Origin of the sequence: Aquipseudomonas guryensis (genome assembly GCF_014164785.1) — a bacterium.
In the GTDB taxonomy this organism is placed as follows: domain Bacteria; phylum Pseudomonadota; class Gammaproteobacteria; order Pseudomonadales; family Pseudomonadaceae; genus Aquipseudomonas; species Aquipseudomonas guryensis.
On sequence record NZ_JACJFN010000001.1, the window covers coordinates 77,327 to 91,121 of the forward strand.

Annotated in this window: 11 protein-coding genes; 6 read left to right on the plus strand and 5 right to left on the minus strand. The window is 60.9% G+C overall.

Features of this window, described 5'->3' with window-relative positions:
- The first annotated feature begins 69 nt into the window (after positions 1-69).
- From H3H45_RS00340 to H3H45_RS00355, 4 genes are all read left to right on the plus strand, one after another.
- A complete protein-coding gene (locus H3H45_RS00340; RefSeq protein ID WP_182831800.1) occupies positions 70-1,062 on the plus strand; it encodes an alpha/beta hydrolase family esterase in 993 nt (330 codons plus the stop codon).
- A gap of 18 nt (positions 1,063-1,080) precedes the next feature.
- Positions 1,081-2,244 (plus strand): iron-containing alcohol dehydrogenase, encoded by a 1,164-nt coding sequence (locus H3H45_RS00345; protein WP_182831801.1) that lies wholly within the window; start codon positions 1,081-1,083, stop codon positions 2,242-2,244.
- Positions 2,245-2,558: 314 nt separating this feature from the next.
- Positions 2,559-2,993, plus strand: coding sequence for an acyl-CoA thioesterase (locus tag H3H45_RS00350; RefSeq protein WP_182831802.1), 435 nt, complete (start codon positions 2,559-2,561; stop codon positions 2,991-2,993).
- 34 nt (positions 2,994-3,027) lie between these two features.
- Positions 3,028-4,212, plus strand: coding sequence for an acetyl-CoA C-acyltransferase (locus H3H45_RS00355; RefSeq protein ID WP_182831803.1), 1,185 nt, complete (start codon positions 3,028-3,030; stop codon positions 4,210-4,212).
- 97 nt (positions 4,213-4,309) lie between these two features.
- Here the strand turns inward: H3H45_RS00355 and H3H45_RS00360 are convergent, their stop codons facing one another.
- From H3H45_RS00360 to H3H45_RS00370, 3 genes are read right to left on the minus strand one after another with little or no spacing between them, the layout of a single operon-like run.
- Complete coding sequence (locus H3H45_RS00360; RefSeq protein ID WP_220494102.1) at positions 4,310-5,200, minus strand: alpha/beta fold hydrolase; 891 nt, start codon at positions 5,198-5,200, stop codon at positions 4,310-4,312.
- A complete protein-coding gene (locus H3H45_RS00365; protein WP_182831804.1) occupies positions 5,181-6,194 on the minus strand; it encodes a hypothetical protein in 1,014 nt (337 codons plus the stop codon). Before H3H45_RS00365 ends, H3H45_RS00360 begins: the two co-directional genes overlap by 20 nt.
- Positions 6,195-6,236: 42 nt before the next feature.
- Positions 6,237-9,905 (minus strand): autotransporter domain-containing protein, encoded by a 3,669-nt coding sequence (locus H3H45_RS00370; RefSeq protein ID WP_182831805.1) that lies wholly within the window; start codon positions 9,903-9,905, stop codon positions 6,237-6,239.
- 381 nt (positions 9,906-10,286) lie between these two features.
- Between H3H45_RS00370 and H3H45_RS00375 the strand changes: the two genes are divergently transcribed.
- Positions 10,287-11,042, plus strand: coding sequence for a bestrophin-like domain (locus tag H3H45_RS00375; RefSeq protein ID WP_182831806.1), 756 nt, complete (start codon positions 10,287-10,289; stop codon positions 11,040-11,042).
- A 253-nt stretch (positions 11,043-11,295) separates the two neighbouring features.
- The gene (locus tag H3H45_RS00380; protein ID WP_182831807.1) at positions 11,296-12,672 is read left to right on the plus strand and encodes a hypothetical protein; all 1,377 of its coding nucleotides are present in this window, start codon (positions 11,296-11,298) and stop codon (positions 12,670-12,672) included.
- Positions 12,673-12,811: 139 nt separating this feature from the next.
- Here H3H45_RS00380 and uraH read toward each other — a convergent pair whose 3' ends face one another.
- Both uraH and H3H45_RS00390 read right to left on the minus strand, forming a co-directional pair.
- Positions 12,812-13,222, minus strand: coding sequence for a hydroxyisourate hydrolase (gene uraH, locus H3H45_RS00385; RefSeq protein ID WP_182831808.1), 411 nt, complete (start codon positions 13,220-13,222; stop codon positions 12,812-12,814).
- A gap of 13 nt (positions 13,223-13,235) precedes the next feature.
- A complete protein-coding gene (locus H3H45_RS00390) occupies positions 13,236-13,733 on the minus strand; it encodes a GlcG/HbpS family heme-binding protein (protein ID WP_407926678.1) in 498 nt (165 codons plus the stop codon).
- Between the last annotated feature and the right edge of the window lie 62 nt (positions 13,734-13,795).

Consider the following 13,795-nt stretch of genomic DNA (forward strand, 5'->3'; position numbering starts at 1 on the left):
CGAAGAGTGCTCGATCGCCAGCAAGCTGGCTCCTACAGGGTTTACGCCCGGTTCAACCGAGAGCATCTGGTGAAAACAACAAAAATAGCCCTCTCCGTACTCCTGCTGATCACCGTGCTTCTTGGTGGTCTGTACGCCTATTTCCTCTATGCGCCCAAGCCCGCCGTACCGGCCCTGAGCGCCACCCTGCAACACGAGCGCATCGAACTCGGCGGCCTGCAGCGCGACTACGCCTTCTACATTCCCGCCAAGCTGCCAGCCAACGTACCGCTGCTGTTCGTCCTGCATGGCTCGCTGCAGACCATCGCCGACATGCGCACCTTCACTGGCTATGAATTCGAGCGCCTGGCCGACCAGCACGGCTTTATCGTCGTCTACCCGCAAGGCTTCGAGAACAACTGGAACGACTGCCGGCGGACTGCCGACTACCCGGCGCGCACGCAGAACATCGACGACAAAGGCCTGATCGCCGCGCTGATCCAGCGCTTCGCCAGCCAGCATGGCGCCAACCCACACCACGCCTTCCTCGCCGGCTACTCCAACGGCGGCCACCTGGGCCTGCGCATCGCCTTGGAACAACCGCAGCTGCTGGCTGGCGTGGCCGCCATCGCCGCCAACCTGCCGACCGATGACAACCTGGCCTGCACGCCGTCCGGCCAGGCCGTGCCGGTGCTGTTCATGAACGGCACCCGCGACCCGATCAACCCGTACAACGGCGGCATCGTCACCCTGTTCGGCTTCGGCAACCGCGGCACGGTGCTGTCGGCTTATGCGTCCGCGCAGTATTTCGCCAAGCTCGCCGGCTACCCGCAGGACGCCGTGCACAGCAGCAGCGCCTGGGCGCACCAGGGCAACCGCGCGCAGCGGGTGAAGCTCGACCAGTGGCAGGCCGAGGGCCGCGCCGAAGTGGCCCTGTATTCGCTGATCGGCGGCGGCCACCTGATTCCCCAGGCCGCCTTCCGCGCCCCACGCCTGCTCGGCCCGACCCTGTCCGGCTTCGACGGCCCGCAGGCCATCTGGGACTTCTTCGCCCGCCAGCGCTCGACGCTGGCGCAACCCTGACACTTCGGAGGTAATGCCATGCAACCCTTCAGTTTCGCCACCACCGCGCAGATCCTCTGTGAATCCGGCTCTGCCGCACGCCTGGCCGAGCTGTGCCGCGAGCGCGGCGCCAGCCGGGTGCTGATCGTCACCGACCCCGGCATCACCCGTTTCGGCCTGCTCGATGCAGTGCTGCCCGGCTTCGCCAGTGCCGGTCTGAAGGTCGAGGTGTTCGACCAGGTGATCGCCGACCCGCCCGAAGCCATTGTGCTGAATGCCGTAGAGCGCGCGCGCAGCCTGGAGGCGCAACTGGTGATCGGCTTCGGCGGCGGCAGCTCGATGGACGTGGCCAAGCTGGTCGCCCTGCTCGCCCACCCGAGCTGCACACAGACGCTGAAAGACATCTACGGCGTGGGCAATGCCCGTGGCCAGCGCCTGCCACTGATCCAGGTGCCGACCACCGCCGGCACCGGCTCGGAAGTGACGCAGATCGCCATTATCACCACCGGAGAAACCAGCAAGATGGGCGTGGTCTCGCCGCTGCTGCTGCCGGACCTGGCGCTGCTCGACGCCGACCTGACCCTCGGCCTGCCGCCGGCCGTGACTGCCGCCACCGGCATCGACGCCATGGTGCACGCCATCGAGGCCTACACCAGCAAGCTGAAGAAGAACCCACTGTCCGACCTGCTGGCCCGCGAGGCCCTGCGCCTGCTGGCCGCCAATCTGCATGAGGCAGTGCACAACGGCAGCAACCGCGAAGCGCGCCAGGCCATGCTGCTCGGCGCCCTGCTCGCCGGCCAGGCCTTCGCCAACGCCCCAGTAGCGGCGGTGCATGCGCTGGCCTATCCGTTGGGCGGGCATTTCCATATTCCCCATGGCCTCTCCAACGCCCTGGTGCTGCCGCATGTGCTGCGCTTCAACGCGCCGCAAGCCATGGCGCTGTACGCCGAGCTGGCGCCGCTGCTGCTGGGTGAGCGCTTCAAGGGCGGCAGTGCCGAACAGCGCTGCGCCGAGTTCATCAACGAACTGGCCGCGCTCAACCAGCGCTGCGGCCTGCCCAGCCGCCTGCGCGATGCCGGCGTGCCCCAGGACATGCTGCCGCGCATGGCCAACGACGCCATGCTGCAACAGCGCCTGCTGGTGAATAACCCACGCGAGGTCAGCGAGGCGGATGCGCTGGCTATCTATCAGGCGGCGTATTGAGTGGATAGAGCGGCCCTCTCCCATAAATGGGAGAGGGAGCAGTCCTGTGCAGTGCTCAAGCTGTGCACGGCTTGCCTCCCCTCTCCCGTTCACGGGAGAGGGGCCGGGGGAGAGGGAAAGGCCCACGCAATCGCCAAGAACAAAACCCACCGTAGCCCGGATGCAATCCGGGAAGCAGGCAACTCCACCCCCGGATTGCATCCGGGCTGCGCTGGCCATCGCCAATCGATAAGCCGCAATACACCCGGCGAATCAAACTATCCCGCGTACCGTCCAGGCCTTAGGGTGGTACGCAAGCACGACGAGAACAACCCATGAGCCAGCCCGAACACCTGCGCAGCGACTACGCGCACTTCCAGCCGATCACCACGCGCTGGCACGACAACGACCTCTATGGCCACGTCAACAACGTCGTCTACTACAGCTTCTTCGACAGCGCGGTGAACACCTATCTGATCGAGGTCGGCGGCCTGGATATCCACGACGGCGACGTGGTCGGCTTCGTGGTCAGCTCGTCGTGCGACTACTTCGCCTCCATCGCCTTCCCCGAACGCATCGAGGTCGGCCTGCGGGTCGGCAAGCTGGGCAACAGCTCGGTGCAGTACGAGCTGGCCATCTTCAAGGCCGGCGAAGACGAGGCCTGCGCCGCCGGGCGTTTCGTCCATGTCTTCGTCGACCGCACCAGCAACCGTCCGGTTGCTATTCCCGAAACCCTGCGCGCGGCTCTCGCGCGCCTGCTACGCGACTGAAACCACGCGACTGAAACCAGAGGAGCATTCCAGCATGCAAGACGTCGTCATCGTCTCCACCGCCCGCACGCCGATCGCCAAGGCCTTCCGCGGCGCCTTCAACGACCTCAAGTCGCCGAGCATGGCCGCCGTCGCCATCCGCGCCGCCGTCGAGCGCTCCGGCATCGAACCGGGCGAGATCGAGGACCTGGTGATGGGCACCGCCATGCAGGGCGGCACCGCCTCGACCAACCTTGGCCGCCTGTCGCTGCTGGCCGCCGGCCTGCCGCTCACCGTCAGCGGGCAGACCATCGACCGCCAGTGCGCCTCGGGCCTGATGGCCATCTCCATCGCCGCCAAACAGATCATGGTCGACGGCATGGCCGTCACCGTCGGCGCCGGCCAGGAGCAGATCAGCCTGGTGCAGAACACCCACATGAAGTGGACCGCCGCCGACTACGACCCGGCCGTGGTGAAGATGGCCGAGCACGCCTACATGCCGATGCTGCAAACCGCCGAGCTGGTGGCCAAGCGCTACGGCATCAGCCGCGAAGCCCAGGATGCCTACTCCCTGCAGTCGCAGCAGCGCACCGCCGCCGCCCAGGCTGCCGGCCTGTTCGCCAACGAGATCATCCCGGTCACTGCACGCAAGAAGCTGGTGGATAAAGAAACCGGCGCGGTCAGCTTCGAGGAAGTCACCCTCAGCCTGGACGAAGGCAACCGCCCGCAAACCGTGCTGGAAGACCTGACCAAGCTCAAGCCAGTGATCGAAGGTGGCTGCATCACCGCCGGCAACGCCAGCCAGCTGTCCGACGGCGCCAGCGCCAGCGTGCTGATGAGCGGCGCCCTGGCCGCCCAGCGCGGCATCCAGCCGCTGGGCCTGTACCGTGGCATCGCCGTGGCCGGTCTGGCCCCGGAAGAGATGGGCATCGGCCCGGTATTCGCCGTGCCCAAGCTGCTCAAGCAGCACGGCCTCACCGTCGACGACATCGGCCTGTGGGAACTCAACGAAGCCTTCGCCTGCCAGGTGCTGTACAGCGCGCAGAAGCTCGGCATCGACCCGGCCAAGCTCAACGTCAACGGCGGCGCCATCTCCATCGGCCACCCCTACGGCATGAGCGGCGCACGCATGGTCGGCCACGCCCTGTTGGAAGGTAAGCGCCGTGGCGTGAAGTACGTGGTGATCACCATGTGCGTCGGCGGCGGCATGGGCGCTGCGGGGCTGTTCGAGGTGCTGTAAGCGTTGCGCAAGTGATGGAGTGAAAACGGAGGCTACGGCCTCCGTTTTCATTGTTCCTTGGCTGGCAGGTTCTTCAAGTAGCCACGGGGAAACCCTGCTAGTCGGCTCCAGCCCCCAGCGCATCTGCGGCATAAATGCTTGGCCAATCCCTCACCCAGCAACAACTGTGGTCGAAGCCCGGAACCACCTTCAGCAGCGGTACACGCCCGGCAGGGAAACGACGGATATAAGACTGCGCAATAGGCAGCGACATATTCGCATCGGCCCCGCCCACCAGGTGCAGCTGGGGGATGCGCTCCAGTTGCTGCCAGGCATCGACGGGGTTCAGGGAGTCATGCAAGGGCGTGAAGTGATGCAGATCCGTCCAGGCCCGGTGATCCAGCGTGCCCGCCACGGTCACCACTTTCGCCACATCGTCCCTGCGCGCCGCGATGAGCAGCGCGATAGCGCCTCCGCCCGAATACCCCACAAGGGTCAGAGTCCTTGCACGATAACGCGCCTTGAGACGCTCCACAGCCTGATTCATGGCCTCGACCACCTGCACTGAAAAACGGCCACGGGTCCAGGTCGAGGGGCGGCAGGCAGCGTTGTCCGACTGGCTGTACTGGCAAGGCCGCGCCAGATAGACCGCAGGCCCCTGCCCCTGGTTAAGCGCCATCCCCAGCGCCACCGGCTCGACTGGCGTAGGGTCATCCGAGACTTTGTCGCGGCGTTGCCAGGCCAAGCCGTCACCCTCGATATAGATCGTCAAATGATCTGCAGACGCGAGCGCAGGGCTCGCATAGGCGACCAGCTGGAACTCATTAGCCGGCACCTGAAATGAGCGCCAGCCATGAGCCGCCGCGAGTCGATCAGCCGTATGAACCCGCTGCTCGAAAGTCGGCACGGAAGTACAGCCAAACTGCAGGAACACCAGGCAAACAGCTGGGAGATAGTGCAGGCACTTTAAGCCCAGAACATCTCCCCAACTAACGCGCGACGGATTCATCCAGCACTGCAAAATCAGCTTTGACAAAGAAGTCATCCCGATACTTGCTCGCTATCACTTTCAGGGCCTTGATCTTGGCGGAGTCGTCGTACCCGTCAAACTGGCCAGCCATGTTGGCCTTGCGCCAATCAATGGCCACCTCAGTACTGAAACGCTCGAAATTGCGCACAACTTTCTTGACAGCATCGAACGATTCATCATCCGCAAGCCACAGAACCACTGATACCGCCAACTCATCAGAGGGTTTTAACTCCCACCCTTCGTCATAAAGTTCTATGGTAAGTCGGGAAATATGCTCATTGAACCAGGCATCCGCCTGCCCGTATCGCGCATTGGACCAATCCAGAACAACGTCGTAGTCCTCATTGGAGATGATATCCTGAACAACAGGCCCATCAGACAACTGATAACCGACCAAAGCCTCGGCATGCCGTATGAGATTATTTTTGTATAGCTGCTTATGAGGAAATGGAATTGGCACACCCGCCTGCCGATAAACCTCATTGATCAGCCCTAAGCAGTAGAATCTATCCGCCCTACCTGGAACATCACGGAATGAATAATCAAACCGGGCATTACGATACTGCGCACTATGCGTCAACTCCGCCATTGTAGCTGCCAGCCGACCCCGTACTTTTCGCGACATCTTGGGACGCAACACAACCAAGTGCTGAAACAATGGCAAGCGATCCGCTAGTGGCTGCGACATAACCCGCCCACTAAACCCTCCAAGCGTCTTGGCACCCTCTTTATTTATAAAAACCATTTCCCCATGGGTATAAGCCTGCTTCAGGCGCCCCGGTTCCGGATTGGCCATTAACGAGAGAAGCCAGGAAGCGGGATCATTGGAAATCGTCAGAACAATGTCGCCAGGTTGAAAGTAAACCAAATCCGGCCGACTGAAAGCCGGAACATCATCCTGAACATTAATTAAAGTGACCCTACTGCACGAAGACAGCAGGGGCACAATAAAAAACAGCAGGATGACTTTCAACAAACGACCACACTGCCTATACCTGCCCAGCACCTTCATCAATTAAAACTTGTAGGCATAAGTCAAAGCAGCGGTGTCGTCCTTGTAGTCCTCTTTCCTGTAAGTTTTATAGTCGACTGCGAATGTGTGATTACGATCCAACGAGGTATAGGCAAGCCCCAGACCCAGATTCATTCCAAAGCGCTCCGAGCTGTCCCCCTTACCGGCAATGACGGTCGAACTGCTTGCCAGTCCACCGCTGACCTTGGGCGCATCATTCTTGAGATCGTAATCCCCGCGCACGCTGAAGTAAGGCGTCACGACGCCGCTCTGCAGTTGAATCGGGCGGGAAAATGTGCTGCCCAGCTTGGCGGTGAAAATATCGACTCTGGAGTCGCCCATTTTTAGATTGTCAGACCCGGCCCCCGACTCCGTGTATCCATCGCTATCGATATTGGTCCAGGCCAGGGCGGTCTTGGGCAGCAAATACCAGCCGTAAAAGGCCATAGGCACGGAGTAGGACACCTCACCGAACAAAAGGTCGGAGTCAAACTCCGAATTGGCAGTCAAGCCGTTACTGGCCAGGCGCTTGGACTCCGTATTGGCCCGACCGGCGCCCACTGTCCAATCGACAATCTGATACACCTTGTCACCGACATTGTGAGAGCCGGTTACCGCCGCCATATAAGTATCGGTATCGCTGTCATCGGACGAGTCTGTATCGAAATCCGTATGGGAGTTGTTGTAGCCGAACGCAACGCCCAGATTCATCAGACCGTGGGTCGGCTCAAGACTTTTACTCAGGCCCAGCATGAAGCTCTCGGTGTTAGCCGTATGGTCGCCCTCATTTCCAGTCTGTTTTTCGGCATCGGCGAAAGAGGCCGAGCTCCACAGTGTCAAGCCCGAATCGTTGGCAAGCCCATCACCACCGTTACCACCGGAGGGACGCTCGTCGCCGTTCTGCTTCTCTTCCCTGCGCTGAATACCCTTTTCAAACAGTTCCTGGGAATCCTTGAGATATTGATCGCTTCGCTGCTCTTCGTCTGACTGCTCCATCGCCTTGTCCTGAATTGCCTTCCACTCGTCCTTGGTGGTGGTGTCACCAATCTCGTCCACCTCATCGGCTACTACGCCCGCGGCTTCGCCACTGAGTTTTGCGAATGTGGTTCCTTGAGGCGATGATTGCTGAACCGATTGGTTGGAGGACCCGCCAGAGGAGCCTTCGGTACGGGCCGAGGTGACTTTCGTGGCTGCACTGTTATTGGCAGTCGTGTCACTGGTAAAGCTACTGACCCCCTGACTGAGCGCAGCCAGAATGGAGGCGTTCTTATTCAACTGCCCGCCAAACACAGAGACCAAGGCTGTATTGTCTGCACCGCCCGATCTGGGGGCGGCATTCAGGACAACATCAAGATCGTCATCCACCAGCACCGAATAATCCGTGGACATCGTATCCGCCACACTGTACTTCGCCTCACTGGCCGCAGTACCCACACCCGCATTGGTATCCACCAAGGTCAGGCTGCCATTGGTGAAGTTTGCATTCGGCACCACGGTAATCTTGTTGCTGGCATCCACGGACGACATCGCAGATGCGTTGATAACAGTGCCATTGCTGTAAGTGGGGCTGAGCAGTTGAAACGATGCCGTACTGCTGCCGCCCAACTCCGCCACACCGCCGCCGGTCAAGGTCAGCGTATCGCTCAACTGCAACACGCCTTTATTGACAAAGCCCGTCTGCGCCTTGGCGGTCAGTGCCCGCGTGGTTTTGAAAGTGGCGCCGTCATTTACCAGGATGTTGTAGGCCGCCATGTCGTCCGAGAACGACACCTGATCCGCAGTCGTGCCGGAACCAATGGTGATCGACTTCAGGGCATTGCCTGAAGCATCGCCCAACTGACCATCCACCGCGGCGCTACCGCCGTATATTTCCAGCGCCCCGGTGTTATCCAGCGCCGTGCTGATATCGCCTACGAAGGTATTGCTCCCCGAGAGCTTGATCGTCGGATCATTCAGCAGATTGAAAGAAGGCGCCGTCACATCCCCGGCAAACACGGCCGTACCACCGGAATTACCGTCCACGGTAAGGGTCTTGGCATGCACACCCCCGCCGAACGTGGCCTCGACAGCGCTGGCAATATCGACATCCACAGACTTCAGCGCCGCACTGGCCGAGCCGACCGAGCCACTGACCAAGACGACATCAGCGGTCGTCTGGCCGAATTCCAGCGAGCCCTGCCCATCTGAGGCGGTGCTCACCGAACCGACGATTCGTCTGTTGGCATCCACTTCCGCCACGGCATCGCCGCCGAAGCGAAGGTTGCCGGTGACTTGGTTGCTGAATGCGGCGGTGCCATTGCCGTTGATCGTGATGCTGTTGGCTCTTACCGCCCCACCCAGCGTGCTGGTGAAACCGCTGGCAGTGCCAATGTTGACGGCCGACAACGCCGCGCCCGAGCCGATGTTGCCGGTAATCAGGGTCAGGTCGCCGCTGGGTGCGGCGAAACTCAATGTCCCTGTACCGGACGTGGCGGTGGTGACATCGCCATCGATGAAACTATCGCCGGCCACGGTCACTTTCGCCGAATTGCCCGTCGAAAACTCGATGTCACCGGTAACATTGCCCTGGAAATTGGTCGTGCCTGCACCACCGACATTGATGGTTGTGGCATCTACGATATCCGAGAAGCGAACCGTACCCGCGCCACCCACAATATTGATGGTTTGCGCATCGACGCGGCCCCCGAATGTGGAAACCACGCCATTGCTAAAGCTGGTTGCGACATTGAGTGATCCCACCTCATTTGCAACCGAACCGACATCACCACTGACGAGGGTGGTATTGGAAAAGGCAGGATCGAAGAACAGCGCACCTTCACCGGCTACCGCCGAGGAAACGTCCCCCGTCAGACCCGCATTAGAGCCAAAAAACGCCTGCGACGTACTACCTGCGGCAAATGCGATATTGCCCGTGACATCACCGGCAAAAGCGGCAGCGCCCGAGCCGTCGAAATTGATATTGCCGCCACCGACATTGACCGTGCTGTTGAAGGTCACATTGGTAGCATCGCCGATGTTGATGGCATCCAGTGCACCGGCAGCACCGATCGCCCGGCCAAAACCGACACCGTTCATCCCACCGTCAGTGTTGGCGATATTCAAGGTGACGGTATCACCGGCATTGACAGCGTCGATGGTGGCATCGATAAGCAGGCTTTCTGCATTCACCGTGTCCACGGTCATCGACAGCGTGGCCGAGCCGCCATCACCGAGATTGATGTCAATCGGGGCAAATGCGAAAGGCGCGCCAAGCACGTTGCCTTGAAAGGTCACATCATCATTCAGTGCATTAATGGTGATGTTATCGAAAGGCGTCGTGGCATTACTGATTACATCGCCGGCAAACACAACCCCATTGCCAGTACCGGAGTGTTGGACATTGAGGGTCAAAGCATATGGAAGATTGCTTGCAGTGACCGCAGGAGTGCCGACCATGGAAGGACCCGCACCCAGCGTCAGGCCATCCCCCTCTGCTGCGCTGTCAATCGTGACGCTCACGGTCCCGCCCGTCCCCAGATCCAGCCCCGAGGCATCGTCAGCCGAGATAGTTTCCCCACCACTAATGGCCGTGGCATACGCATTGATGCTTGCCAATGCCAGCGCAATGGCAAGCGGCAGTTTTTTCATCGCAATGACTTTATTAGTTCCCACAGCGCCGACTAACGGTTTCATACACGCCCCTTTTTAAATTTTATTTTTAAGCCGCAACTACCGAAACGCGCACTCGCGCTAACCACAACCGAGTGTTGAACCTTGAGAAACGAAGAACCCGCTATCAATCCGCCCCGCAGCTTGCTCAGGAGGCGCGCCCCGCGCCTTGAGTGCCAGGTGGAAAATGCTACGCGGCCATGACCACAACCATCTGTTGGGGTCGCATCAGTAACGACAAGACGGTTTTGTCTGTGAGCGGCATCATAATTCCATCAAAGCCCATCATCCAGAGCGCTGACAGCGCTTTTGCACCGTCACAAATAGACTCGAACGAGGTGTGGCACGCCACCTGATCCGGCATGCTAAAACCACCTAGCCAAACGCATCTGGAGAACGGCTCATATGGAATCCACCTGGATAGCAGTGGGCACCTTTGCCTGCTTACTGTCGGCATCCCTGCTGATGCTGCACTGGTCGCCCAGACTGTCGGCCCGGCACCGCGATGAAGAAACCAATACGGTGGTTCGCCTGGTCGCCAACATCTTCGTAGTCATGACCTCACTGGTGTTCGGCCTGATGATCAATTCGGCGAAGAACACCTTCGAGGCCATAGATAGCAACATGCACGCATTCGCGACCAGCCTGATCATCTTCGACCGCACGCTGAGGAACTACGGCGACACGGCGCAGGACACCCGCAAACACCTGACCGCCTATATGGAGCATGCGATCAGCAACCCCTACCGCGGCGATGAAGCCTTGCAGCATCGCAGCAGCCCGGCGGCCCAGTACCTGGACGAGATCGGCGTGGCCCTGGCGGCAGTGAGCCCTGACAGTCGGTATGACGAAGCCATGCTGATGGACCTGCGTCAGCAGTACCACTCACTGGTTGAGCAGCGATGGAAGATCGTCGAGCAATCTGAGGGGACGATTCCGCTGCCCCTGATCGCCATGCTGGTGGCCTGGATGACCCTGATCTTCGCCAGTTTCGGCTACCGGGCTCCACATAATCCGATGGTGATCGGCATGTTCACCATCTCGGCCCTGCTGATTGCCGCCTCGGTTTATCTGGTACTCGACATGGACATCCCTTTTCATGGCCCGATACAGATATCCGACGCCCCCTTGCGCAGGGCGCTGGCAGAGATGCAGATGTAGCGGAGCGACTGGCATCAAATGAAGCGGGAGGCTCGTGCATCAGTGCAGGCCGAACACGACTAGTTACCCGCAAGGTAGGCGCACGGTGGACGATCATGCGTGGTTACCGAGGGGTTCTCGTTTTGTTGCCCACGATGCAAAAAATCACCCATGCCAACCGGGCCTCATTGCTTACGCATTGCGCGTTGATCTTGGAGTCACCGGTACAGGTGGTGGACTATGATCGCCATTCAACCGGTCATGGATGACCTCGATGCGATTATTACGCGCTTTAACCTTCTGCCTCCTCGGCGGCATAGCCCTCACGCTGCTCAGCTATGCCGCTTTGCTGCTGCTCAACTGGCGCGACGACCCCGTCTCCGCTGCCGCTCAGCACTTTACCGATGTACACACAACGCGCCGCGCCGTGCCGGATCAGCAAAACGCCTACCTCTACATGCTGGGCTTCGAGGCCGCTGACGATCAGTCGCCCATCGACCTGGGCCGCAAGCGCATCGACTGGCTGCGCTGGGCACTCGACCAGCCCTGGAATGAGTCCCTGCAGGAGCCGGAGTACTCACGTCGCCTGGCTCGCGACGATGAGCAGCCGCTGTTTGTCGAGTCGCTGGTAGAGGCCTGTCGCAGCAACAACGGCCAGTGTGCGGCGCGCTTGCTGGCCAGTGAGGCACGCCTGGATGAATGGCTGAAGAGCGCGCAACCATTGTTGCAACGTTACCAGGCCCTGATCGTGCTGCCGGCCATGTACGAGCCCCTGCCCTTTGACATGCGCTCGTCTCTTCCCAGCTACCGCCCCGTTCTGCAGGGACAGCAGCTATTGCTGGTACACGCCTGGCAGTTACACCGCCAGGGGGCCTCAGAACAGGCACGGCAACTACTCGAGAGTGACTTACGCTTCTGGCGCATGGCTCTGGCCGAGGCCGACACCCTGATCAGTCGCCTGATCGCGGTTTCTGCCGTTCGCCAGCATCTGCTGTGGTCGGTACAGATGTTTCGCGGGCAGCCGTCTGGCTGGCAGCCAGAGGTATGGTCGCTGCCGCTGAGCGCTGAAGAGCGCAACTGGGAGCGCGTACTGGCTGGCGAGATGGCATTCATGAAAGGTTTGCTGCAACAGATGAAACACGGCGAACTGGACTGGGTGGCCGCTATCGAGTCAGACAACAGCCTGCAGAACCTGGCATACCGATTGGGGGCTCCGCTATTGCTGCCGCAGCGTTCACTGAACGACCAGGCTCAACTGTTGCAGTCTCAGCAAAGCCTGTTTGAGCTGCCCTACTCCGAGCTGGCCGGCGCCCAAGAGCGCTCGCGGAACCTGGAGCACAGCTTCGTGCCGCAAGGTATCGGTGTTGCCGAGTTGCGAAACCTGGCAGGCCATCTGTTGCGGATGCAAGGCGGGGACAACGATCTAACCGAGTACTACCTGCGCGTTAGTGACCTTGAAGGACTGCGCCGCGCCGCTCTTCTACTGGTCGAGATGCGGGATCTGAAGCTCGATCCGCAACAGGCGATGATCCATACCTGGAGCAGCCCACTGCGCGATCCCTATCGTGACAAGCCTTTCGCCTGGGAAGCGCAGCAAGGCCTGCGCTATCAGGGGTTGAGCAAGGAAGAGCCTTACCTGCTGGTGTATTGACGCCTGCAGTTACTAGGTCGCCATGCACAATTGCGTTGGCGGCGGCATGGGTGCGGCAGGGTTGTTCGAGGTGCTGTAAGCCCTCTCGCCGCAAACGCGAAAACGCAGGCTTAGGCCTGCGTTTTCGTTTGTACCGGGCTCAGTTGCCGCGGTAGGTCGAGAAGCCGTAAGGGCTGAGCAGCAGCGGGATGTGGTAGTGCGGCACGGTGCCGTCGACCTCGAAGATCACCGGCACTTCGGGGAAGAAGCTGGCGGTGGCGTGCTGCTTGAACCACTCGCCGGTTTCGAAGGTAACGCGGTAGGTACCACTTTCCAGCTTCTTACCCTCTGGATAGAGCGCGGTGATGCGACCCTGCTCGTTGGTCGTGCCCTCGCTCAGTTGGTTCCAGCTCTGGCCCTTGAGCTGCTCCAGGCTGACCTTGACGCCGGGCGACGGCAGGCCGTCCTGCAGGTTGAGCACGTGCACGCTCAGCGGATTGCCGGCTGCCAGAGCCAGGGAGGACAAGCCGCTCAAGGCGGTACCGAGCAGCAGGTTTTTCAGCTTATTCATGGTGATCTCCAGTTCAGGGTTTGGTGGGTAGAACCTGGGCGATGGCCTGCAGCGCGCAGCCTTCGTCAAATTTCGCGCCGCCGGCACCGGCCACGCCGATGGCGCCGATCACCTGGTCGGCCACCTTCAGCGGCACGCCGCCGCCGAGCAGCAGCAGTTCATCGAGGGTGTTGAGGTTCTCCGCGTCGGGGGTGCTGCGCGCACGCTCGGCCAGCAGGCCAGTGGCGGTCTTGGTCGACAGCGCGGTAAAGGCCTTGCGCTGTGCGGCCAGGGTGTTGTGTGGGCCGACGTTGTCATCACGCTGCACGGCAACCAGGTTGCCGCCACGGTCGACCACGGCAGCCACGGCAGTGCGGCCTTCGGCATGGCAGGCGGCCAAGGTGGCATCAAGCAACTGGTTAGCCAGGGCCAGGCTGACATCGGCGCGCTGCGCCACCGCCGGAGCATCGGCCCAGGCCGGGCCCGTCGCCATGGCCAAAGCGAGCAGCGACAGTGCTGTGGTAGTTCGGATAAACATGCAGTTCTCCCGGATAAGGCTCGGCTGAGCCAATGCCGGGCATCTTGCCCAACCCT

Excerpts from the sequence above, each read along its gene's own strand:
- H3H45_RS00345 (WP_182831801.1), top strand. The coding sequence starts at position 1,081 with ATGCAACCCTTCAGTTTCGCCACCACCGCGCAGATCCTCTGTGAATCC.
- H3H45_RS00350 (WP_182831802.1), top strand. The coding sequence starts at position 2,559 with ATGAGCCAGCCCGAACACCTGCGCAGCGACTACGCGCACTTCCAGCCG.
- H3H45_RS00355 (WP_182831803.1), top strand. The coding sequence starts at position 3,028 with ATGCAAGACGTCGTCATCGTCTCCACCGCCCGCACGCCGATCGCCAAG.
- H3H45_RS00360 (WP_220494102.1), bottom strand. The coding sequence starts at position 5,200 with ATGAATCCGTCGCGCGTTAGTTGGGGAGATGTTCTGGGCTTAAAGTGC.
- H3H45_RS00370 (WP_182831805.1), bottom strand. The coding sequence starts at position 9,905 with ATGAAACCGTTAGTCGGCGCTGTGGGAACTAATAAAGTCATTGCGATG.
- H3H45_RS00375 (WP_182831806.1), top strand. The coding sequence starts at position 10,287 with ATGGAATCCACCTGGATAGCAGTGGGCACCTTTGCCTGCTTACTGTCG.
- H3H45_RS00380 (WP_182831807.1), top strand. The coding sequence starts at position 11,296 with ATGCGATTATTACGCGCTTTAACCTTCTGCCTCCTCGGCGGCATAGCC.
- uraH (WP_182831808.1), bottom strand. The coding sequence starts at position 13,222 with ATGAATAAGCTGAAAAACCTGCTGCTCGGTACCGCCTTGAGCGGCTTG.